Origin of the sequence: Rathayibacter sp. VKM Ac-2759, from assembly GCF_009834225.1 — a bacterium.
Lineage (GTDB): Bacteria > Actinomycetota > Actinomycetes > Actinomycetales > Microbacteriaceae > Rathayibacter.
Genome location: NZ_CP047176.1, coordinates 2,701,616 through 2,722,581, shown reverse-complemented (window position 1 = coordinate 2,722,581; position 20,966 = coordinate 2,701,616). Strand labels below are relative to the sequence as shown.

The following is a 20,966-nucleotide window of genomic DNA, read 5'->3' as shown; positions in this document are numbered from 1 at the left end:
ACGGTGAGGCGCTTCTAGGGCACCAGGAGGATCTTGCCTCGGACGTGCCCGTCCTCGCTCAGCCGATGCGCCTGGGCGACGTCGTCGAGGGCGAAGCGCGGCCCGATCTCGACCGAGAAGCTGCCCTCGGCGGCGAGCCGGGCGGCGTGCGGCACCGCCTCGCGGCGCAGGCGCTGCTCCTCGTCCGTCAGCGGCTCCGGGCTGCCGCCCATCCAGGCCCTGATGCCCAGCTCGGCCGCTCGCGCGCCCACGACGACCGTGCCCACGTGCTGCGGGTCGTCGACCAGAGCGAGGGAGGCGGCGATCGCCTCGTCGGTGCCCGCCGCGTCGAGCACGCGGTCGACCCCGTCGGGTGCGGCGTCGCGCAGCCGTTCCTCGAGCCCGGGCCCGTAGGCCACGGGCACGGCGCCGAGCTCGCGCAGCCGCTCGTGGTTCGCCGGGCTCGCCGTGGCGATCACCGTGGCGCCGCGCTCGCGGGCGAACTGGATCGCGGCCTGCCCGACCGCTCCGGCGCCCGCGTGCACGACGAACGTCGATCCCTCCGCGACCCCGAGCGAGACGACGGCCTGGTAGGCGGTGCCGATCGGGATGCCGAGCGCCGCCGCCTCCTCGAACCCCAGCCCCGCGGGCTTCGCGTCGAGCGCGCCGGGCGACACGACGACGGAGGTGCCGTACGTCCCGGTCGCGCCGGTCACGATCACCTCGTCCCCGGTGCTCCAGCCGGTGACGTCCGCGCCCACGGCCGTGACGACTCCCGACCCGTCGGCGCCGAGACGGCGCGGCGAGGTGATCGGAGGGCTGGGGCGCAGCCCCGAGCGAATCTTCCACTCGATCGGGTTCACCCCGGCCGCGCGGATCGCGACGACGACGCCGTCGGCGGGCGCCACGGGCTCCGGGGCGTCGACCACCTCGAGCACCTCGGGGCCGCCGATCCCGCGGTACTGCACGATCCTCGCCACGCGATCCTCCTCAGTCCATCAGCTGACGTCGCACCTCGCGACGCAGCACCTTGCCGATCAGAGACGTCGGCAGCTCGGTCACGATGTCGACGCGCTTGGGCACCTTGTACGGAGTGAGGTGCACGCGGCAGAAGTCGCGCAGCGCCTCGGTGTCGACGGCGGTGCCGGGGCGCAGGACGACCGCGGCGGCCACGCTCTCCCCGCCGTCGGAGCGGGGGAGCCCGACCACGGCCGCGCGGACCACATCGGGGTGCGACTCGAGCACGCCCTCGACCTCGGACGGCGAGACGTTGAAGCCTCCCGTGATGATCAGCTCCTTCGCCCGGTCGACGATCGTGACGAAGCCGTCGGCCGAGACGGTCGCGATGTCGCCGGTGCGGAGCCAGCCGCCGGCGAGCAGCGTCTCCGAGGTCTCGTCGGGCCGCTTCCAGTAACCCTGGAACACCTGCGGTCCGCGCAGCAGCAGCTCGCCCGACTCGCCTGCCCCGCGGTCGACGGAGGGGTCGGCCGGGTCGACCAGGCGGATCTCGGTGCTCGGGAACGGCACTCCGACCGTTCCGGGGCGTCGGGTCGGGCCGACCGGGTTGCCGAGCGCGACGGGGGAGGACTCGGTCATGCCGTAGCCCTCGACGAGCAGCCCTCGGCTGGCGCGCTCCCAGCGGTCGACGGTCGCGACGGGCAGGCCCATCGCCCCCGAGATCGCGAAGCGGATGCTGCGCAGATCGAGCTCGCCCCGCTCGGAGGCGCGCGCGAGCGCCTCGTAGACCGGCGGCACCGCGGGCAGGAACGTGGGGGGAGACGACTTCGCCGCCGCCTTCACCAGCGCGACGTCGAAGGTCGGGAAGAGCACGACCTTCGCACCGATGCTGATGGCGAAGGTGAGGCAGAGCGTGAGCCCGTAGGCGTGGAAGAGCGGCAGCACCGCGTAGAAGGTCTCGTCCCCTTCGCGCAGGCCCGGCACCCACGCGCGACCCTGCATCGCGTTGGCGCGGAGGTTCGCGTGCGAGAGGATCGCGCCTTTCGGAGTGCCGGTGGTGCCGCTCGTGTACTGCAGCAGCGCGATGTCGCCGAGCGAGGGTCGCGGGTGCGAGCGCGACAGGCGGCGTCCGCTCAGGAGGCGGTCGAACGGGATGAGCGTCTTCGAGCGGGGCCGCGCGGTGAGCTTCGCCCGCGTCTCCCTGATCCTCCGCAGCGGGAGGCGCAGCGCGAGGCGCTTGGCGAGGGGGAACGACTCCGTCATGTCGACCGAGACGACACGCTCGATGCCGAGATCGGCGGGCATGGACGCGACGACGTCGGCGACCTTGTCCCACACCACGGCGAAGCGGGCGCCGTGGTCCTCGAACTGCCGGCGCAGCTCGCGCGGCGTGTAGAGCGGGTTGTGCTCGACGACGATCGCGCCGAGCCGCAGCGCCGCGTAGAACGCGATCACGTGCTCCGGGCAGTTCGGCAGCACCAGCGCGACGCGGTCACCGGACCGGACGCCCAGGCGGCGCAGCCCCTCCGCCGCGCGCGCCACCTGCTCGCCGAGCTCGGCGTAGCTCGTCTCGGCGCCGAAGAACTCGAGCGCGGTGCCGCGCCGGTAGCGGGCCACCGAGTCCTCGAGCAGATCGACGAGCGTCTGGGTGGGCGGATCGATCTCGGTGGGGACGCCCTCCGCGTAGGAGGACAGCCACGGCTTCGTTGCCAGGTTCGGGATTCCGGGAGTCACCCGAGCGAGTATCCGGCACTCGCCTCGGAGCATGCCGCAAGGGGCCGGGTGCAGACTGACGTGATGAGTGCAGCCATCGACCTCCTCCGCGACGCCTTCGGACGGGTGCACGAGACCGTGCACGCCGTCCTCGACGACGCCACCCCCGAGCAGCTCGCGTACCGCGCTGATCCGCAGGCGAACTCCGCCGCCTGGCTGATCTGGCACCTCACCCGGGTGCAGGACGACCACCTCGCGCCGCTCGCGGAGCGCGAGCAGACCTGGACCGCCGGAGGGTTCCACGAGCGCTCCGGGCTGCCGTTCGCACCGGAGGCGAGCGGCTACGGCCAGTCGCCCGCCGAGGTGGCGGCGCTCGCCGCACTGCCGGCCGATCTCCTCGCGGAGTACGTCGACGCCGTGCACGAGCAGACACTCGCCTACCTCGGCACGATCGACGACGACGACCTGCCGCGCGTCGTCGACACCCGCTGGGACCCGCCCGTGACGCTCGCGGTCCGCCTCGTCTCGGTCGTCGACGACGACATCCAGCACGCGGGCCAGGCGGCCTTCGTGAAGGGCCTCGCGGAGCGCGCGGGCCTCTGAGCCCGGCGCGCGCCGCTCCCGCTACCCTGGACCCCGGCACCGTCGCTCGGCGGCGGGGCTCGCGGAGCGAGGACCGCGCCACCGAGAGGACACACCCACGTGACGTCGACCATCCCCACCACCACCGCCCCGGTCCGCAAGGGGCGCGACGTCGCCCCCGAGATCGCGCGCTCGTGGCTCCTGGTGAACGCGACCCGCACCGAGACGTTCGACGCGGCTCACGCGTCGCGCGCCGACCAGATCGTGCTCGACATCGAGGACGCGGTCGACCCGAAGGCGAAGCCCGACGCCCGGGCCGATGTCGTCGAGTGGCTGAAGGGCGACAAGCGCGCCTGGGTGCGGATCAACGACCACTCGACCCCGTTCTGGTCGGACGACGTCGATGCGCTGAAGGGCCTCCCGGGCCTCGCCGGCGTCATGCTCGCCAAGACGGAGGCGGCGGAGCACGTCACCGAGACCTTCGACCGTCTCGGCGGGTCCACCCCCGTCCTGGCTCTCGTCGAGTCGGCGCTCGGCATCGAGGAGGCGGTCTCGATCGCCCGCGCCCGCGGCTGCTTCCGGCTCGCCTTCGGCAGCGGCGACTACCGCCGCGACACGGGTACGAGCGCCGACGACCTGGCCATGGCGTACCCCCGCTCCCGCCTCGTCGTCGCCTCGCGCATCGGCGACCTGCCCGGCCCGATCGACGGCCCGACCGTCTCGAACAGCCACCCGGTGCTGCGCGAGCAGTCCGCGCTCACCGTCTCGCTCGGCCTCACCGGCAAGCTGTGCCTCGACACCGAGCAGCTCGCGGTCATCAACGAGGTCATCAGCCCCACCCCGTCGGACGTCGCCTGGGCGCGCGACTTCCTCGACGACTTCGAGGCGCGCGGCCGCGTCATCCGCGACGGCAGCGACCTGCCGCGCCTGGGCCGGGCCAAGAAGATCGACAAGCTCGCGGCGGCGTTCGGCGTGAACCCGCTCTGAGGTCTCTCGAGCGTCTGCGGGAGGGTCGCCGCTCGGAGCCGGGGCTCACGCTGCCGGCCGGACCGGAACGACCGAGTCGCGCTTCCCGCAGGCCTGCGGCAGCACCACACTGGGACGACGAAGGAGACTCCGATGGGCGCAGTCAGCACGTTCCTCTGGTTCGACGACGGGGCGGGGGAGGCGGCCGAGCTCTACACGAGCCTCGTCCCGAACTCCCGGATCCTCGACAGGCAGGTGCTGCCCGAGGGCTCGCCGTCGCCCGGCACGGTGCTGACGGTGAGCTTCGAGCTCGACGGCCAGAGCTTCCAGGCGATGAACGCCGGGCCGAGGTTCCCGTTCACCGAGGCGGTCTCGATCGTCGTCGCGGTCGACGACCAGGCCGAGCTCGACCGGCTGTGGGACGCGCTCGTCGCCGACGGCGGGCAGGAGAGCCGCTGCGGCTGGCTCAAGGACCGCTGGGGGCTCTCCTGGCAGATCGTGCCGCGCGTGCTCGGATCGCTCCTCGGCGGGCCGGATCCCGAGGGCGCCTCCAGGGCCATGCAGGCGATGCTGGCGATGAACCGCCTCGAGATCCGCACACTCGAAGAGGCCTATGCCGGCGCGTGAGTCCGGGCGCCCGCGACGCTCCACCTCGATGCGCCGCGCCTACCTCCGCGACTACCGCTACGCCTACGGATCCCGCTTCGCGCACCTCCGCGACGGCTGGGACGTGTCGCACTACGCCTCCGGAGACGCGGCGCCCGTGCTGCTCATCCCGGGCGTCTACGAGACCTGGCAGTTCCTGCAGCCGATCGCCGACCGCCTGCACGCGGCGGGTCACCCGATCCACGTGCTGCCGGCGCTCGGCTACAACACGCGGCCGATCGTCGCCTCCGCGGCACTCGGCCAGGAGTACCTGCGCGAGAACGCCCTCCGCGGGGTGGTGGTCGTCGCGCACAGCAAGGGCGGTCTGATCGGCAAGCACATGATGGTCGTCGACGATCGCGACGAGCGGCGGATCGAGCGGATGATCGCGGTCTCGACCCCGTTCAACGGGTCGCCGCTCGCCCGGATCGCCCCGGCGCGGGCGCTGCGGGAGTTCGCCCCGCACCGCCCCGTGATCCGCACGCTGCTCGCCGAGCGGGACGCCGACTCCCGCATCACGTCGATCTACGGGATGCGCGATCAGTACATCCCGGGCGGGAGCCGGCTCGTCGGCGCGCGCGAGAACATCGCGGTCTCGGTCGTCGGGCACTTCGCGCTGCTGTCGCATCCGCGGGTGCTCGACCTCATCGCCGCGCGCGTCGACGGGGTGTGATCAGGACCAGGGGGTGAGCAGCACGAGCGGGATCTCCCGGTCGGTCTTCGTCTGATAGGTCGCGTAGTCGGGCCAGGCGGCGACGGAGCGCTCCCACCAGATCGCGCGCTGCTCGCCCTCGAGGACGCTCGCGGTGTAGTCCTTCTTCTCGGCGCCGTCCTGCAGCTCGACGTGCGGCTCCTTGAGCATGTTGCCGTACCAGACGGGGTGCTCCGGTGCGCCGCCCTTCGAGGCGACCACGACGTACTCGCCGTCGTGCTCGACGCGCATGAGGGCGGTCTTGCGGAGCTTGCCGCTCTTCGAGCCGACCGTGGTCAGGACGATGATCGGCTTGCCGCGCAGGAGATTGCCCTCCGCGCCGTTCGTGGCTTCGTACAGCTCCGCCTGCTCGCGGGCCCAGGCGGACGTGCTCGGTTCGTATTCTCCGGTGAGGGGCATGCTCCGATCGTACGACCGGGTGCCGCACGACGACGCCGAGAAGCCGGAGAGGCGCTCGTGGCGGACGTCCTCTCGATCGCCCGTGCACGAGGATGGTCCGGTGCAGCCTGCAGACCAGCTCGACCGCGCGCTCCTGGCGCTCCTCCGCGACGATCTCACCCGCGCCCGCTACGGCGTCGACGCCGTCCGCGAGCTGTGGGGGGAGGCGGCGGGCGAGGCGCTGCACCGCGGCGACCGCGTCCCGGCCCGGCGCGCCCTCGCCGACGACTCCGCGCCGCTCGCCACGCTCGCGCGGCTGTTCCTCCTCGCCGACCCGGTCGCGACGGAGGCGGCGGCAGCGGCGTTCGCGTCGCTCGGCCTCGAGGGCGCGATCGCCCTGGGCCTGGTGCAGTCGGAGGCGGGAGCCGTCGTGACCGCCGCGATCGATCTGCGGCCGTACGACCTCGTCGACCTGCGTGGCGCCGCCTCCTGGTGGATCGCCTCCGATCTGGGCGAGCTGGCGCTCGGCCGCGCCCTCTCCGAGGACCACGTCCTGGGAGTCGGCGGCGCGAGCCTCACCCTGACCGGGCTGATGATCCAGCGGCCGGTCGGCAGCGTCCTCGATCTGGGCACGGGCTGCGGGATCCAGGCGCTGCACGCCTCCCGCCACGCGGAGCGGGTCGTCGCGACCGACATCTCGGAGCGGGCGCTCGCGTTCGCCGCGTTCAACGCGGCGCTGAACGGCATCGAGAGCATCGAGTTCCGGCTCGGGAGCCTCTACGAGCCGGTCGCGGGCGAGCGCTTCGACCACATCGTCACCAATCCGCCGTTCGTGATCACGCCGCGCACCGAGGGCGTCCCCTCCTACGAGTACCGCGACGGCGGCCTCGAGGGCGACGAGATCGTGCACCGCGTGATCGTCGGGGCGGCCGACCACCTCGTGCCGGGCGGAGTCGCGCAGCTGCTCGGCAACTGGGAGTACCGCGAGTCGGCCGACGCCTTCGACCGCGTGCGCGGCTGGCTCGACGACGTGCGCAGCCCGCTCGCGCAGGCCCTCGAGCCGAGCCCCGAGGGCCTGGACGCGTGGATCGAGGCCGCCGCGTCTCCGCTCGACGTCTGGATCGTCGAACGCGAGCGGCAGGACCCGGCGGTGTACGCCGAGACGTGGATCCGCGACGGAGGCACCACCCGCGGCGCGGAGTTCGACCAGCTCGTCGACGCCTGGGTCGGCGACTTCGAGCGCCGCGGAGTGACGGGGGTCGGCTTCGGCTACGTGACGCTGCGCCTGCCCGCGACGCCCCGCCCGCCGCTGCGGCGCTTCGAGCGGATCGACGCGGCCTTCGCCACTGCGGGGCTCGGCGGGCACCTCGCGCACTGCCTCGACGCGGCGGAGGCGCTGGCCGCGCTCGACGACGACGCGCTCACCGGCCTCGCCCTCACGGTCGCGGGGGACGTGACGGAGGAGCGGCACTACTGGCCGGGCAACGACGACCCGACGGTGCTGCGGCTGCGGCAGGGCGGCGGCTTCGCCCGCGTGGAGGACGTCGACACGGCGGTCGCCGCGGTCGTGGGAGCCTCGGACGGCGAGCTGTCGCTCGCGGCGATCGTGGCGGCGGTGGCCTCGCTCCTGCACGTCGAGGAGGCGGCCGTGCTCGAGTCGGTGCTGCCCCCCGTGCGCGAGCTCATCGCGACGGGAGTGCTGCACCTCCCCTGACCCCTCGCGCGCTCAGAAGAGGGTGGCGGGAGTCTCGTCGACGGCCGGGGCGGGAGCCTGGGCGGGCGCGGTCGGCCAGCCCGGACCCGGGTCGACCGGCTGACGGCGCTGGTAGGCGGTCGCGGCGGCGCGGGCGCGGACGTCGGCGGCCTCGTTCATCCGGTGGTTCGCGTGCCCCTTCACCCACTCGAAGGTGACGGCGCGGCCCTGGAGCGCCTCGTCGAGCGCCTTGATGATCTCGACGTTCATCACCGGCTTGCCGTCCGCCTTGCGCCAGCCCTTCCGCTTCCACCCCGGCAGCCACTCGGTGCACGCCTTGATGGCGTACTGGCTGTCGCAGAGGATGTGCAGGGGCTCGGTCTCGCCGGCCGTGGAGCGTAGCAGCTCGAGCACGGCCGTCAGCTCGCCGATGTTGTTGGTGCCGTGCGACCAGCCGCCGGCGGCCCAGCGCTCGTCGTCGACGTACCAGGCCCAGCCGGCGGGGCCGGGGTTGCCCAGTGCCGAGCCGTCTGCGGCCGCGATGATGCTCACGTGGTGCTCCTCGGGTGGATCGGTGCGCCCGCTCAGGCGCCCTTCGAGGGTAGTCGCCCTGATCAGCGGCCCCGCATCGGGCGCAAGGCGGTGTCGGATGTCGGCGGTTCGCGGCAGGGTGGAGGCATGACCAGCATCCCCACCCTCACGCTCAACGACGGCACGACCATCCCGCAGCTCGGCTTCGGCGTCTTCAAGGTCGATCCGGAGGAGACCGAGCGGATCGTCTCCGAGGCGCTCGAGATCGGCTACCGCCACATCGACACCGCCGCGATCTACGGCAACGAGGTCGGCGTCGGCCGCGCCATCGCCGCCTCCGGGATCCCGCGCGACGAGCTCTACGTGACCACGAAGCTGTGGAACGACGACCAGGGCCGCGAGACCGCGCCCGGCGCCCTCGACGCGAGTCTCGACAAGCTCGGCCTCGACTCCGTCGACCTCTATCTCATCCACTGGCCCAAGCCCGCTCAGGACCGCTACGTCGAGAGCTGGGAGGCGATGCAGGAGCTGCGCGAGTCGGGTCGCACCCGCTCGATCGGCGTCTCGAACTTCCTCGTCCCGCACCTCGAGCGCCTGCTCGAGGCCGCCGAGGTCGTGCCGGCCGTCAACCAGATCGAGCTGCACCCCTACCACCAGCAGCCCACCGTGACGGCGTTCGGTGCCCAGCACGGCATCGCGACGGAGGCGTGGGGCCCGCTCGGCCAGAACAAGTACCCGCTGCTCGAGCTGCCCGTGATCACCGGCCCCGCCGAGGCGCACGGAGTCACGCCCGCGCAGGTCGTCCTCCGCTGGCACCTCGACCGCGGCCACATCGTCTTCCCCAAGTCGTCGACGAAGGCCCGCATCGCCGAGAACATCGACGTCTTCGGCTTCGAGCTCACCTCCGACGAGCGCGACGCGATCACCGCCCTCGAGCGCGCCGGTCGCGTCGGCGGCGACCCGAACGAGGTCTGACGCGCCTCCCGCATGCTGGTCGAGTAGGCCCGCAGGGCCGTATCGAGACCCTCCGACACCCGCAGACGTGTCCGAGGTCCTCGACCTCCGGCCTACTCGATCAGCGGGCGTGCGGGCCCGTCCTCAGCCCGCGCGCCGCGCGATCGTCACCCGCGTCGCGTACGGCACGGCGACGCGCGCCTGCGCGCCGAACTCCTCGTCGACCACCCGCGCCACCGCCGCGAGCGTCGCCGCGCGCTCCTCCTCCGGCATCGCGATCACGTAGCTCCGCGACGCGAACATGTCGAGCACCGAGGCGCGGTCCAGCTCGAACGACCAGTCGAACTCGGCGTACGCGATCCGCTCGAGCGCCGCGCCCAGCGGCGGGTGCACCGTCTCGAACCGCTCGGCGGCCGAGGAGCCCGCGACCTCGCCGAGCCGGCGCACCCACGGCACCGACTCGTCGCGGATGTTCCAGACCAGCGCCAGCACTCCTCCCGGCACGAGCACCCGCGCCACCTCGGCGCTCGCCCGCTCGGCGTCGACCCAGTGCCACGACTGCGCCGCCGTCACGAGCTCCACGGAGGCGTCGGCGAGCGGCAGCGCCTCCGCCGTCCCCTCCACGGCCGCGACCGACGGCAGGTTCTCGCCGAGCCGCGCGAGCATCGTCGGGTCGGGCTCGACCGCCGTCACCTCGAGTCCGCGGGAGACGAGCGAGGCCGTGAACTTGCCCGTCCCCGCCCCGAGATCCACCACCCGCACCCGGTCGGAGGCGTCGGCACCCGCCGCCCGCGCCCGCTCGGGCACGTAGGCCCCCGCCGCCCGCGACGGCGCGTGCGCGACCAGCCAGTCCACCGCGTCGTCCGGGTACCCGGGCCGTCCGCGGTCGTAGGCGTCGACGGCGGTGCCGAAGGAGCGGGAGAGATCGGAGGGTGTCATGCCCCCGACGCTACGCCTGGGGAGTCGCGGCCTCCAGGCGCCGGGCGAGGACGTCGACCGCGTAGCCGTACCCGGCGATGCCCGCGCCGACGATGACGGCGACCGCGATGTCCGAGAGGTAGGAGTGGTGGCGGAACTCCTCGCGGCGGTGCACGTTGCTGAGGTGCACCTCGACCATCGGCAGCTCCGTCGCGAGCACGGCGTCGCGGATCGCGATCGACGTGTGCGTGTAGGCCCCGGCGTTCAGCACGATCCCGGAGGCGGTGCCCCGCGCCGCGTGCAGGCGGTCGATGATCGCCCCCTCCGCGTTGCTCTGGAACACCTCGACCCCGAGACCGAGGGAGCGCGCGCGATCGGCGGCGAGCGCCTCCGCATCGGCGAGCGTGTCGGAGCCGTAGAGCTCGGGTTCGCGGGTGCCGAGCAGATTCAGGTTCGGGCCGTTGACGACGAGGATCGGGAGGGTCACGGCTCGACCCTATCGCCGGGACAGGTCAGCGCACCGAGGCCGCCGCGATACCGATCGGCAGCGGAGGCAGCTCCGCGCGCAGCCGGATCAGCTCGCGGGCGTGCGCGTCGAGCCGCCGGTCCTCGTCGGCCTCGAGCGCGAGCGCCGGCACTGTCTCGGCCGAGCCGTCGGCGCCGCGCACCACGAACACGCTCATGCACTGCGTCGTCAGCTCGAGCTCGCCGGTGCGCGGATCGCCGGAGCGCACGTGGATCGCCAGGTGCATGCTGCGCGGTCCCGTGTGGATGAGCCGCGCCTCCACCTCGACCAGGTGCCCGATGCGCACCGGCCGGTAGAAGTGGATGCCCCCGGAGTAGACGGCCACGGCGTCGCGTCCGGTCCAGCCCTGCGCCACCGCGTTCGCCGCCTCGTCGATCCAGCGCATCACGATGCCGCCGTGCGCGTTGCCGCCCCAGTTCACGTCGCCGGGCGCGGCGAGGAAGCGGAAGACGATCCGAGGCCCCGTGCCCGCGGACGTGTACTCCTGCGCGCGCATCACCTCGTGCAGCGCTCGGCGCCCGTCGATGCGGGCGGCGGCGCCCTCGGCGAGCGCCAGGTCCTCGATCGAGCGCGGCCGCCACTCCGGGACCGTGCGCGGCCGCTTCTCCTCGTCGACCGCGACGAAGATCAGGAGGCAGTGCGTCGCCTCCTCGTAGCGTCCCGTGCGCGGATCCGCCTGGGCGACCTCGACGAGCACGTGCATGCTCGTGCGGCCGGTGTGGATGACGCGCGCGCTCGCCTCGATGAGGTTGCCGACCACGATGGGCCGGGTGAAGTGCACGTTGCCGACGTAGGCGGTGACGCAGTAGCCGCCGCTCCAGCCGACGGCGCAGGCGTAGCCGGCCTTGTCGATCCACTCGAGCACACGGCCGGCCTGGGCGCTGGTGCCGTCGGCGGTCGCGTCCTGGGGAGCGGCGAGGAAGCGGAGGGTGATGCGGTCCATGACGTCCATCGATCGAGGAGGGGGAGTGGACCCGCGGAGAGGGTTGCGAGAAGGGGATGTCCCCTCCGCGGGCCACAGGGTGAGCCGACGGATGCCGGCTGGTTCAGGGTGTCAGGCGGCGACGGGCAGCCGGGCGGCGAGCAGGCGGAGGCGCAGCGCGGTCAGCTCGGCGGTCAGGGCGGCCGGGAGGCGGTCGCCGAACCGCGCGAAGAACTGCTCCGTCAGATCGCACTCGTCGAGCCACGCCTCGACCGGCACCGAGAAGAGCTCCTCCTTCACCTCGGCCGGCAGGTTCAGCCCGTGCGTGTTGATCGCTATGGGGAGGTCGCCGATCGCGCTGGGACGCGCCTCCGCCAGCCCCTCGATGCGGCGCACGAGCCACTGGATCACGCGGGCGTTCTCGCCGAAGCCCGGCCAGAGGAAGGACCCGTTGGCGCCCTTGCGGAACCAGTTGACCTGGAAGATCGCCGGAGCCCTTTCGCCGAGGTCCTCGCCGACCGAGAGCCAGTGCGCGAAGTAGTCGGCCATGTTGTAGCCGCAGAAGGGCAGCATCGCGAAGGGGTCGCGGCGCAGCTCGCCGACGGTGCCCTCGGCGGCGGCCGTCTTCTCGGAGGCGATCGTCGCCCCCATGAAGACCCCGTGCTGCCACGAGGTGGCCTGCGTCACGAGCGGCACATTGCTCGCCCGGCGTCCGCCGAAGACGATCGCGTCCAGCGGAACGCCCTCGAACGAGTCCCAGTCCTCCGAGAGCGACGGGCACTGCAGGGCCGGGGCGGTGAAGCGCGCGTTCGGGTGGGCGGCCGGGGTGCCGGAGGCGGGGGTCCACGGCTCACCGCGCCAGTCGGTGAGGCGCTCGGGAGTCTCGTCCGTGAGGCCCTCCCACCAGACGTCGCCGTCCTCGCGGAGCGCGACGTTCGTGAAGATCGTGTTGCCCCAGAGGGTGTGCACCGCGTTCGGGTTCGACGACTGCCCGGTTCCGGGAGCGACGCCGAAGAAGCCGGTCTCGGGGTTCATCGCCCAGAGCCGTCCGTCCTCGCCCTTCTTCATCCAGGTGATGTCGTCGCCCAGGGTCTCGACCCGCCAGCCGGGGATCGCGGGCTGCATCATCGCGAGGTTCGTCTTGCCGCACGCGCTCGGGAACGCCGCGGCGACGTGGTAGCGGCGGCCCTCGGGCGAGACGATGCGGATGAGCAGCATGTGCTCGGCGAGCCAGCCCTCCTCGCGGCCCATCGCCGAGGCGATCCGCAGGGCGAAGCACTTCTTGGCGAGCAGCGCGTTGCCGCCGTAGCCGGAGCCGAACGACCAGATCTCTCGGGTCTCGGGGAACTGGGTGATGTACTTCGTCTCGTTGCACGGCCAAGCGACGTCCTCGCGCGTCGTGCCGTCCGCGTCGCGGAGGGGGAACCCGACCGAGTGCACACCCCGCACGAACGCGGTGTCCTCGGTGAACGCGGCGAGCGGTGCGGCGCCGACGCGGGCCATGATCCGCATGTTGAGGACGGCGTAGGCCGAGTCGGTGAGCTGCACGCCCAGCTGAGACAGCGGGCCGCCGACCGGGCCCATCGAGAAGGGGACCACGTACATCGTCCGGCCACGCATGGCCCCGGCGAAGTAGGGGGCGATCTCGTCCTTCATCGAGGCGGCTTCGCGCCAGTTGTTCGTCGGGCCGGCGTCGGCATCGTCGCTCGTGCAGATGAACGTGCGGTCCTCGACGCGGGCGACGTCGTCGGGGTCGGTGCGGGCGAGGAACGAGCCGGGCCGCCACTCCGGGTTCAGCGCGATGAGCTTGCCCTCCTCGACCATGCGGCCGGTGAGGCGGTACCACTCGGCGGGCGAGCCGTCGCTCCACTCGATCGCGTCGGGCTCGAGGACCGCCGCCATCTCGCGCACCCAGCGGCGCAGCGCCAGGGGAGCGGCGGGGACGGTGGGTGCCGGGACCGCGGTCGGGGCGGTCATCGTGGCCGGTTCGAGCCGGACGGTGTTGGTGAAGATGCTCATGGTGGCTCCGCTTTCTGGGCTGTCGTCGTCGACGGGTGGGGAGTCTGCCTCGAGCCCGCTGTCACGGCGGTCGAGGGGCACCCGGTGGCGCCTGAAGCAAGAATGCGGGAGGATCAGGGCGTATTTCCGGGCCGAAGTCCGTCAAGAACCGCTGTTTTTTCGCCTCCGTCACAACCGACCACTGGAGCTCGCCGTGACCGATACCGCCGGCACCGACGCCGCCCTGCTGGGGCAGCGCATCCGCCACTTCCGCACTCGACGCGGCCTGACGCTCGGCCGGCTCGCCGAGAAGGTCGGCGTGTCGGGGAGTCAGCTCTCGCTGATCGAGACCGGTCGCCGCGAGCCGCGCCTCTCGCTCATGCAGGCTCTCGCCTCCGCGCTCGGCGTCGAGCTGGCCGCCCTGCTCTCCGACGAGCCCCCGAGCGAGCGGGCGGCGCTCGAGATCGAGCTCGCGCGGGTGCAGAAGGGATCGCTCTACCGTTCGCTCGGGCTGCAGGAGTTCAAGGTCAACAAGGCCCTGACGACGCCGGTCCTGGAGGCGTTCCTCGGCGTGTACCGCGAGCTCGCCCGCCGGAAGAGCGAGGCGAGCGCGACACCGGAGGAGGCGCGCCGGGCCAACACCGCCCAGCGCCTCCAGCTGCGCGAGCGCAACGCCCACCTGCCCGAGATCGAGGCGGTGGCGGGCGAGATGCTGCGCACCGTGGGGCACCGCGGCGGCGCCCTCACGCACAGCTCCGTCTCGAAGATGGCGCGGCACCTCGGCTTCGAGATCATCCACGTCGGCGACCTGCCGCACTCGGCGCGCTCGGTGATCGACCTCGCGAACGGGCGGATCTACCTCCCGCCCGCCTCGATCCCGGGCGGCCACGGACTGCGCGCGCTCGCGCTGCAGGCGATGGCGCACCGCCTCCTCGGCCACGAGCGCCCCGCGACCTACGCGGACTTCCTCCGCCAGCGCCTCGAGATCAACTACTTCGCCGCCGCCTGCCTGATGCCGCTCGAGCCCGCCGTCGCGTTCCTCCAGGAGGCGAAGCGCGAGCGCGACATCTCGGTCGAGGACTTCCGCGACGGCTTCGGCGTGACGCACGAGGCCGCTGCCCTGCGCTTCACCAACCTGCTGACCTCGCACCTCGACATCCGGATGCACTTCCTGCGGGTCCTCGGCGACGGCTCGATCCAGAAGGCGTACGAGAACGACGGTCTGCCGCTGCCGACGGACGTGACCGGTGCCGTCGAGGGCCAGACGGTGTGCCGGTACTGGTCGGCGCGGTCGGCCTTCACCCGTACCAACCGCACGACGGAGTACTACCAGTACGTCGACACGCCCGCCGGCACCTTCTGGTCGGCGTCGCAGACCGGCACGACCGCGACCGAGGAGTTCTCGATCACGGTCGGCGTCCCCTTCGCCGAGGCGCGGTTCTTCCGGGGCCGCGACACCGATCGCCGCGAGCTCTCCCGCTGCCCCGACGAGTCGTGCTGCCGCCGTGCTCCCGCCGAGCTCGCCGCGCGCTGGGACGGCAACGCCTGGCCGAGCGCGCGCCTGCACGCGCACGTGCTGGCTCCCCTACCCTCGGGGACCTTCCCCGGGATCGACGACGCCGAGGTGTACGAGTTCCTCGACGCCCACGCCCGCGAGTCCTGACCCCCGCTCGCGTCACCGCGGTGAGGGAGAAGGTTGCGCCCGGCCCCCAGCCTGCTGGTCGAGTAGCCCCGTAGGGGCGTATCGAGACCCACCAGCTTCAGTAGATCGGCGGGATGTCCGCGTCTCCTGGAGACAGGGGGATCTCGATACGCCCGCTGCGCGGGCTACTCGATCAGCAGGCAGGCGAGATCCCGCGGCCGGGTCAGGAGGAGATGAGCGCGCGCGCCGTGCCCTCGTCGAGGATGAGGTCCGTGATCAGTCCGGCCGCCAGCGCCCCGCGCAGTCCGGGCAGCTTCGACGAGCCCGACACGACGCAGATCCGGCGCGCCGCGCGGCGCACGGTGGAGAGGTCCGGACCGCTTGCACGTTCGTTCATGGGGATGTCGTCCCACGTCCCATCGGCCCGGTAGAAGACCGTCGCCACATCGCCGACCACTCCGGAGGCGCTCAGCGAGGTGAAGTCGCTCGACTCGAGGTACCCGCCGATGTAGACCTTCGACGGCACCGCCGCGAACGGCGAGCCCAGGCCGAACAGCGCGACGTCCATCCGCTGCTGCAGCTCGAGCACGCGCTTCGTCGAGCGCTCGCGCCACACGGCCTGCTTCGTCAGCGGGTCGTCGAAGAACGCCTGGACCGGGAACTGCTGGACCTTCGCCGCGTACGCGTCGCCGAAGCGCCGCAGGATCTCGCTGGAGTAGTTGATGCCCGTCGTCTCGGTGTTGCCGGCGCCGTTCAGCTGCACGATCTGGGTGTTGTGCGTCTCCTTCGCGATCAGGTGCCGGCTGATCGCGCTCATCGTCGAGCCCCAGGCGATGCCGACGATCATGTTCGAGTCGATGAACTGGCCGAGGATCCGCGCGGCCGAGAGCGCGACCCGCTCGAGGCGGTCGATCTCGCTGGTGTGATCCGGCACCGGCACGATGTGCGCCGTGATGTCGTAGTGGGCGCGAACCTCGGCCGAGAGCGCGCTCGCCCGGTCGAGGGGGGAGCGGATCTGGATGTCGACGAGCCCGGTCGCGCGAGCGTGCGAGAGCAGCCGCGAGACGGAGGAGCGGGACGTGTGCAGCTCGTGCGCGATGGCGTCCATCGTCAGATCCTGCATGTAGTACAGCTGCGCGGCCCGGAGCGCGTCCCGCGTCTTGTCCGGGTGGGTGGCGTGCGTCGTCTCGTCGAGTTCGACGACCGGTCGGACTGGGGTCATTGCCGCTCCTTGCACGTATTTCCACCCGTCTTGACCGGATGTGTTGTCGGGTCAAGGATGGCTGTATTCCTCCGCGATATCAACCGTCCACCCCAGAGATGGACACTGCGTGAAGGCCTCGACGAAGCTCCTACGACACGAAGGCGAGTACGAAGTGGCACAGTCTGCCGGAACTCCCGGAAACACCGCTCTCCGCGAGAGCGTCTCCGCCCTGCGCGACAACCCCCGCGCCACCGTTCTCGTGATCGGAGGTGGCATCAACGGCATCGGGACCTTCCGCGAGCTGGCTCTCAACGGCGTCGATGTCGCCCTCGTCGAGCGCGGCGACTACGTCTCGGGGGCGTCCAGCGCCTCGAGCCACATGATCCACGGCGGCATCCGCTACCTCGAGAACGGCGAGTTCCGGCTCGTCAACGAGGGCGTGCACGAGCGCAACGGTCTGCTCAAGATCGCTCCTCATTACGTGAAGCCGCTGCAGACCACCATCCCGATCTACTCGACCTTCTCGGGCATCCTCGCGGCCCCGCTGCGCTTCCTGACCCACAAGTCGGGTGCCCCCCAGGAGCGCGGCGCGCTGCTGATCAAGGTCGGACTCACCCTGTACGACTTCTTCTCGCGCGACGGCGGCACCGTCCCCCGTCACCAGTTCCACGGCCGCAAGCGCTCGCTCGCGGAGCTGCCCAAGCTCGACCCGAAGATCAAGTACACGGCGACCTACTTCGACGCCTCCGTGCACGAGCCGGAGCGCCTCGCGCTCGACGTGCTGCACGACGCGCTCATCGGCGGCAAGAAGGCCCGCGCGGCCAACTACGTCGAGGCCGTCGGCGCCGACGAGAAGGGCGTCGTCCTCCGCGACCGCGAGAGCGGCGAGGAGTTCACCTTCCAGGCCGACATCGTCGTGAACGTGTCCGGCCCGTGGACCGACTTCACCAACACGGCTCTCGGCACGACCACGAAGTTCATGGGCGGCACCAAGGGCTCCCACATCGTCCTCGACAACCCCGAGCTGGTCGAGGCCTGCGAGGGTCGCGAGATGTTCTTCGAGCACAGCGACGGCCGCATCGTCCTGATCTACCCGCTGAAGGGCCGCGTCATGGTCGGTACCACCGACATCGACGCCGACCCGACCAAGCCGGCCGTCTGCACCGAGGAGGAGATCGACTACTTCTTCGAGCTGGTCAGCCACGTCTTCCCCTCGATCCCCGTGGACCGCTCGCAGATCGTCTTCAAGTTCTCGGGCATCCGCCCGCTGCCCCGCCACGACGACGAGGCGCCGGGATTCGTCTCCCGCGACTACCGCATCGAGCCCTCCACGCTCCCCGGAGCGGGCGGCGCGACCGTGCTCAGCCTGGTCGGCGGCAAGTGGACCACCTTCCGCGCCCTCTCGGAGCACCTCTCCAACGAGGTCTTCAAGCGGATCGGCGTCACCCGCCGGGTCTCCACGGTGAAGACGCCCATCGGAGGCGGCAAGGGCTTCCCCCGCACCGACGCGTCCCGCGCGCAGTGGATCAGCCAGCACCGCTCGGGCCTCTCCTCGGCCCGGACCGGGCAGCTGCTCGAGCGCTACGGCACCCGCGCGCAGGAGGTCATCGAGGCCCTCGCCGACGGACACGACGAGGCCCTCGACTTCGACAAGGACTTCACGACCGGAGAGATCCGCTACCTCGCCCAGCGCGAGAGCGTCGTGCACCTCATCGACCTCGTGATGCGCCGCACCAACCACGCCTTCACCGGCGGTCTGAGCCGCGAGCTCCTCGAGGAGCTCGCCGAGCACACCGGAGCCGTCCTCGGCTGGGACGAGGCGACTCGCGCCTCCGAGGTGGACGCGACCATCGCGCACCTCAAGGAGTACAACGGCGTCGATGTCGGAGGCTCCTCCGTCCAGGCTCCGACGGCCGTCCCGGCGTCCTAGACCCGGCGGCTGGCGCAGAACGACGGGAGTCCCGATCGAGGTGAGACTCGAACCGGGGCTCCCGTCGTCTTTACGCACAAACGTGCACGCGTCGTTCCTTGTCGGAGCGTCGAGGCGCGGATAACTTCACACACGTCGGGCATCGATGCCCGCTGCGGACGCCCGCGTGCGTCCGTTCTAATCAGAGGAAAAGGTCAACGTGGACAATCTCGGAGTGGTCTTCCTGAGCGAAGTCGTGGGGACGGCGATGCTCGTGCTCCTCGGCTGCGGCGTCGTCGCCAACGTCGCTCTCGTCAAGAACAAGGGTTTCAACGGCGGGTTCCTGATGGTCAACATCGGCTGGGGCTTCGCTGTCTTCGCCGGTGTGATCGTCTCGTACAACTCCGGTGCCCACCTCAACCCGGCGGTCACCCTCGGTCTGGTCGCGAGCGGAGCCACCGAGTTCGGCTCGGGCGTGCCGGTCAACATCGTCTCGATCCTGATGTACATCCTCGCCCAGCTGATCGGTGCCATCATCGGCGCCGTCTTCTGCTGGCTGGCCTACAAGCAGCACTTCGACGAGGAGCCCGACGCGGCCAACAAGCTGGGCGTCTTCTCGACCGGCCCGGCCATCCGCTCGTACGGCTGGAACTTCGTCACCGAGGTCATCGGCACCTTCGTCCTCGTCTTCGTCGTCATCGGCTTCGGTGGCGGACGTCAGGGCGACGGCGGACTCGCCGCGCTGGGGGCCCTGCCCGTCGCCATCCTCGTGATCGCGATCGGCGCCTCGCTCGGTGGACCGACCGGCTACGCGATCAACCCGGCCCGCGACCTCGGCCCTCGTATCGCGCACGCGCTGCTGCCGATCAAGGGCAAGGGCTCCAGCGACTGGAGCTATGCGTGGGTCCCGGTCGCCGGACCGGTCGTCGGTGGTGTGCTGGCAGGTCTCGCGTCGACCGCGCTCCTGCCGATCATCTGATCCGCACCCACCTCATCCCCATTACGAAGGAGTAATCACTCATGGCTGACTACGTCATCGCTATCGACCAGGGGACCACGTCGTCCCGCGCGATCATCTTCGACAAGAAGGGCTCGATCGTCTCGACGGGACAGAAGGAGCACGAGCAGATCTTCCCCCGCGCGGGCTGGGTCGAGCACGACCCGATCGAGATCTGGAACAACGTCCGCGAGGTCATCGGCCAGGCGCTCTCCCGCGCCGACCTGACCCGCCACGACATCGCCTCCGTCGGCATCACCAACCAGCGCGAGACCGCCGTGGTCTGGGACAAGACCACGGGCAAGCCGGTCTACAACGCCATCGTCTGGCAGGACACCCGCACCCAGTCGATCGTCGACCGCCTCGCGGGCGACGAGGGTGCCGACCGCTTCAAGTCGATCGTCGGCCTGCCGCTGGCGACCTACTTCTCGGGCACCAAGATCGTCTGGATCCTCGAGAACGTCGAGGGCGCCCGTGAGAAGGCGGAGGCAGGCGACCTGCTCTTCGGCACCACCGACACCTGGGTCCTCTGGAACCTCACCGGCGGCACCGACGGCGGCGTCCACAAGACCGACGTCACCAACGCCTCCCGCACGCTCTTCCTCGACCTCGAGACCCTCGAGTGGCGCGACGACATCCTCGAGGCCTTCGGGGTCCCGAAGTCGATGCTCCCCGAGGTCTGCTCCTCGTCCGAGGTCTACGGCCACGTCGAGGCGTCCTCGCTGCTGCGCGAGGTCCCGATCGCCGGCATCCTCGGCGACCAGCAGGCCGCGACCTTCGGCCAGGCGGCGTTCGATCCGGGCGAGGCCAAGAACACCTACGGCACCGGCAACTTCCTGATCTTCAACACCGGCACCGAGATCGTGCACTCGAAGAACGGTCTGCTCACCACGATCGGCTACAAGCTCGGCGACGGCGAGGTGCACTACGCGCTCGAGGGCTCGATCGCGGTCTCCGGCTCGCTGATCCAGTGGCTGCGCGACAACCTGGGCCTCATCGGCTCGGCCCCCGAGGTCGAGGCGCTGGCCGCCACGGTCGAGGACAACGGAGGCGCGTACTTCGTCCCCGCGTTCTCGGGGCTCTTCGCGCCGTACTGGCGCTCGGACGCCCGCGGTGCGCTCGTCGGCCTCACGCGCTACGTGAACAAGGGCCACATCGCCCGCGCCGCGCTCGAGGCGACCGCGTTCCAGACCCGCGAGGTCCTCGACGCCGTCAACGCCGACTCCGGAGTGCCGCTGCAGGAGCTCAAGGTCGACGGCGGCATGATCGCCAACAACCTGCTCATGCAGTTCCAGGCCGACATCCTCGGCGTCCCGGTCGTCCGCCCCGTCGTCGCCGAGACCACCGCGCTCGGTGCCGCCTACGCCGCGGGCCTCGCGGTGGGCTTCTGGGAGAACCTCGACGACCTGCGCCAGAACTGGCAGGAGGACTCGCGCTGGACCCCGCAGATGGACCAGGACGAGGCCGCCCGCCAGTACCGCCTCTGGAAGAAGGCCGTCACCAAGACCTTCGACTGGGTCGACGAAGACGTGGTGTGAGCCTTCCACGGCGGTCATCGCCCGCCGTGGCGCGGTCGGCTCGTCGAGGTGGTCGCGTTCCAGAGAGCGTCTCGCGTCCGGCTAGGGGAAATCGCTGACACGCGATCTCGCCGTTCGCCTCGGCCTTGATCGGTGACTGTCCGGTCGCTGAACGGGGGAGCGCCTCGGGTCGACCTTCGGGTCGGGCCGGGGCGCTTCGGCG

Annotated in this window: 19 protein-coding genes; 10 read left to right on the top strand and 9 right to left on the bottom strand. The window is 71.5% G+C overall.

What is annotated here, in order from left to right:
* Positions 1-14: 14 nt before the first annotated feature.
* Entirely contained in the window at positions 15-959 is a 945-nt protein-coding gene (locus GSU68_RS12555; RefSeq protein ID WP_159908828.1) for an NADP-dependent oxidoreductase, read from the bottom strand.
* 10 nt (positions 960-969) lie between these two features.
* Positions 970-2,670, bottom strand: coding sequence for a long-chain-fatty-acid--CoA ligase (locus tag GSU68_RS12550; RefSeq protein WP_244259271.1), 1,701 nt, complete (start codon positions 2,668-2,670; stop codon positions 970-972).
* A 63-nt stretch (positions 2,671-2,733) separates the two neighbouring features.
* Here GSU68_RS12550 and GSU68_RS12545 point away from each other — a divergent pair, with 63 nt between their 5' ends.
* From GSU68_RS12545 to GSU68_RS12530, 4 genes are all read left to right on the top strand, one after another.
* On the top strand, positions 2,734-3,252 hold the full coding sequence (locus GSU68_RS12545) for a DUF664 domain-containing protein (RefSeq protein ID WP_159908824.1): 519 nt from the start codon (positions 2,734-2,736) through the stop codon (positions 3,250-3,252).
* A gap of 99 nt (positions 3,253-3,351) precedes the next feature.
* A complete protein-coding gene (locus GSU68_RS12540; protein ID WP_208544566.1) occupies positions 3,352-4,218 on the top strand; it encodes a CoA ester lyase in 867 nt (288 codons plus the stop codon).
* Between the two features lie 132 nt (positions 4,219-4,350).
* Positions 4,351-4,824, top strand: a complete 474-nt coding sequence (locus GSU68_RS12535; protein WP_159908822.1) for a VOC family protein — start codon at positions 4,351-4,353, stop codon at positions 4,822-4,824.
* A 28-nt stretch (positions 4,825-4,852) separates the two neighbouring features.
* On the top strand, positions 4,853-5,515 hold the full coding sequence (locus tag GSU68_RS12530) for an alpha/beta hydrolase (protein ID WP_159908820.1): 663 nt from the start codon (positions 4,853-4,855) through the stop codon (positions 5,513-5,515).
* Here the strand turns inward: GSU68_RS12530 and GSU68_RS12525 are convergent, their stop codons facing one another.
* Entirely contained in the window at positions 5,516-5,953 is a 438-nt protein-coding gene (locus GSU68_RS12525; protein WP_159908818.1) for a nitroreductase family deazaflavin-dependent oxidoreductase, read from the bottom strand.
* A 100-nt stretch (positions 5,954-6,053) separates the two neighbouring features.
* Here GSU68_RS12525 and GSU68_RS12520 point away from each other — a divergent pair, with 100 nt between their 5' ends.
* Positions 6,054-7,646 (top strand): methyltransferase, encoded by a 1,593-nt coding sequence (locus GSU68_RS12520; protein WP_244259270.1) that lies wholly within the window; start codon positions 6,054-6,056, stop codon positions 7,644-7,646.
* Positions 7,647-7,658: 12 nt separating this feature from the next.
* On the opposite strand, the gene GSU68_RS12515 is transcribed toward GSU68_RS12520, so the two are convergent.
* On the bottom strand, positions 7,659-8,177 hold the full coding sequence (locus tag GSU68_RS12515) for a ribonuclease H (protein ID WP_159908814.1): 519 nt from the start codon (positions 8,175-8,177) through the stop codon (positions 7,659-7,661).
* Between the two features lie 126 nt (positions 8,178-8,303).
* On the opposite strand from GSU68_RS12515, the gene GSU68_RS12510 reads away from it, so the two are divergent.
* The gene (locus GSU68_RS12510; protein ID WP_159908812.1) at positions 8,304-9,131 is read left to right on the top strand and encodes an aldo/keto reductase; all 828 of its coding nucleotides are present in this window, start codon (positions 8,304-8,306) and stop codon (positions 9,129-9,131) included.
* A gap of 123 nt (positions 9,132-9,254) precedes the next feature.
* Here GSU68_RS12510 and GSU68_RS12505 read toward each other — a convergent pair whose 3' ends face one another.
* The 4 genes from GSU68_RS12505 to GSU68_RS12490 form a co-directional block, all read right to left on the bottom strand.
* On the bottom strand, positions 9,255-10,049 hold the full coding sequence (locus tag GSU68_RS12505; protein WP_159908810.1) for a class I SAM-dependent methyltransferase: 795 nt from the start codon (positions 10,047-10,049) through the stop codon (positions 9,255-9,257).
* A gap of 10 nt (positions 10,050-10,059) precedes the next feature.
* Complete coding sequence (aroQ, locus tag GSU68_RS12500; protein ID WP_159908808.1) at positions 10,060-10,515, bottom strand: type II 3-dehydroquinate dehydratase; 456 nt, start codon at positions 10,513-10,515, stop codon at positions 10,060-10,062.
* Between the two features lie 25 nt (positions 10,516-10,540).
* Positions 10,541-11,497: an acyl-CoA thioesterase gene (locus GSU68_RS12495; RefSeq protein ID WP_244259269.1), complete on the bottom strand. Its 957-nt coding sequence runs from the start codon at positions 11,495-11,497 to the stop codon at positions 10,541-10,543.
* A gap of 111 nt (positions 11,498-11,608) precedes the next feature.
* Complete coding sequence (locus tag GSU68_RS12490) at positions 11,609-13,453, bottom strand: phosphoenolpyruvate carboxykinase (GTP) (RefSeq protein ID WP_159910284.1); 1,845 nt, start codon at positions 13,451-13,453, stop codon at positions 11,609-11,611.
* A gap of 235 nt (positions 13,454-13,688) precedes the next feature.
* On the opposite strand from GSU68_RS12490, the gene GSU68_RS12485 reads away from it, so the two are divergent.
* A complete protein-coding gene (locus GSU68_RS12485; RefSeq protein WP_244259268.1) occupies positions 13,689-15,137 on the top strand; it encodes a helix-turn-helix transcriptional regulator in 1,449 nt (482 codons plus the stop codon).
* Between the two features lie 202 nt (positions 15,138-15,339).
* Here GSU68_RS12485 and GSU68_RS12480 read toward each other — a convergent pair whose 3' ends face one another.
* Complete coding sequence (locus GSU68_RS12480; protein WP_159908802.1) at positions 15,340-16,338, bottom strand: sugar-binding domain-containing protein; 999 nt, start codon at positions 16,336-16,338, stop codon at positions 15,340-15,342.
* A gap of 154 nt (positions 16,339-16,492) precedes the next feature.
* Here GSU68_RS12480 and GSU68_RS12475 point away from each other — a divergent pair, with 154 nt between their 5' ends.
* The 3 genes from GSU68_RS12475 to glpK all read left to right on the top strand — a co-directional run bounded on the left by GSU68_RS12475 (position 16,493) and on the right by glpK (position 20,764).
* The gene (locus GSU68_RS12475) at positions 16,493-18,250 is read left to right on the top strand and encodes a glycerol-3-phosphate dehydrogenase/oxidase (protein ID WP_159908800.1); all 1,758 of its coding nucleotides are present in this window, start codon (positions 16,493-16,495) and stop codon (positions 18,248-18,250) included.
* A 199-nt stretch (positions 18,251-18,449) separates the two neighbouring features.
* Positions 18,450-19,208, top strand: a complete 759-nt coding sequence (locus tag GSU68_RS12470; RefSeq protein ID WP_159908798.1) for an MIP/aquaporin family protein — start codon at positions 18,450-18,452, stop codon at positions 19,206-19,208.
* Between the two features lie 41 nt (positions 19,209-19,249).
* Positions 19,250-20,764, top strand: coding sequence for a glycerol kinase GlpK (gene glpK / locus GSU68_RS12465; protein WP_159908796.1), 1,515 nt, complete (start codon positions 19,250-19,252; stop codon positions 20,762-20,764).
* Positions 20,765-20,966 lie beyond the last annotated feature (202 nt).

Coding starts and splice junctions, on each gene's coding strand:
- GSU68_RS12530 (WP_159908820.1), top strand. CDS start 4,853: ATGCGCCGCGCCTACCTCCGCGACTACCGCTACGCCTACGGATCCCGC.
- GSU68_RS12535 (WP_159908822.1), top strand. CDS start 4,351: ATGGGCGCAGTCAGCACGTTCCTCTGGTTCGACGACGGGGCGGGGGAG.
- GSU68_RS12490 (WP_159910284.1), bottom strand. CDS start 13,453: ATGACCGCCCCGACCGCGGTCCCGGCACCCACCGTCCCCGCCGCTCCC.
- GSU68_RS12480 (WP_159908802.1), bottom strand. CDS start 16,338: ATGACCCCAGTCCGACCGGTCGTCGAACTCGACGAGACGACGCACGCC.
- GSU68_RS12545 (WP_159908824.1), top strand. CDS start 2,734: ATGAGTGCAGCCATCGACCTCCTCCGCGACGCCTTCGGACGGGTGCAC.
- glpK (WP_159908796.1), top strand. CDS start 19,250: ATGGCTGACTACGTCATCGCTATCGACCAGGGGACCACGTCGTCCCGC.
- GSU68_RS12525 (WP_159908818.1), bottom strand. CDS start 5,953: ATGCCCCTCACCGGAGAATACGAACCGAGCACGTCCGCCTGGGCCCGC.
- GSU68_RS12510 (WP_159908812.1), top strand. CDS start 8,304: ATGACCAGCATCCCCACCCTCACGCTCAACGACGGCACGACCATCCCG.
- GSU68_RS12505 (WP_159908810.1), bottom strand. CDS start 10,049: ATGACACCCTCCGATCTCTCCCGCTCCTTCGGCACCGCCGTCGACGCC.
- GSU68_RS12495 (WP_244259269.1), bottom strand. CDS start 11,497: ATGGACCGCATCACCCTCCGCTTCCTCGCCGCTCCCCAGGACGCGACC.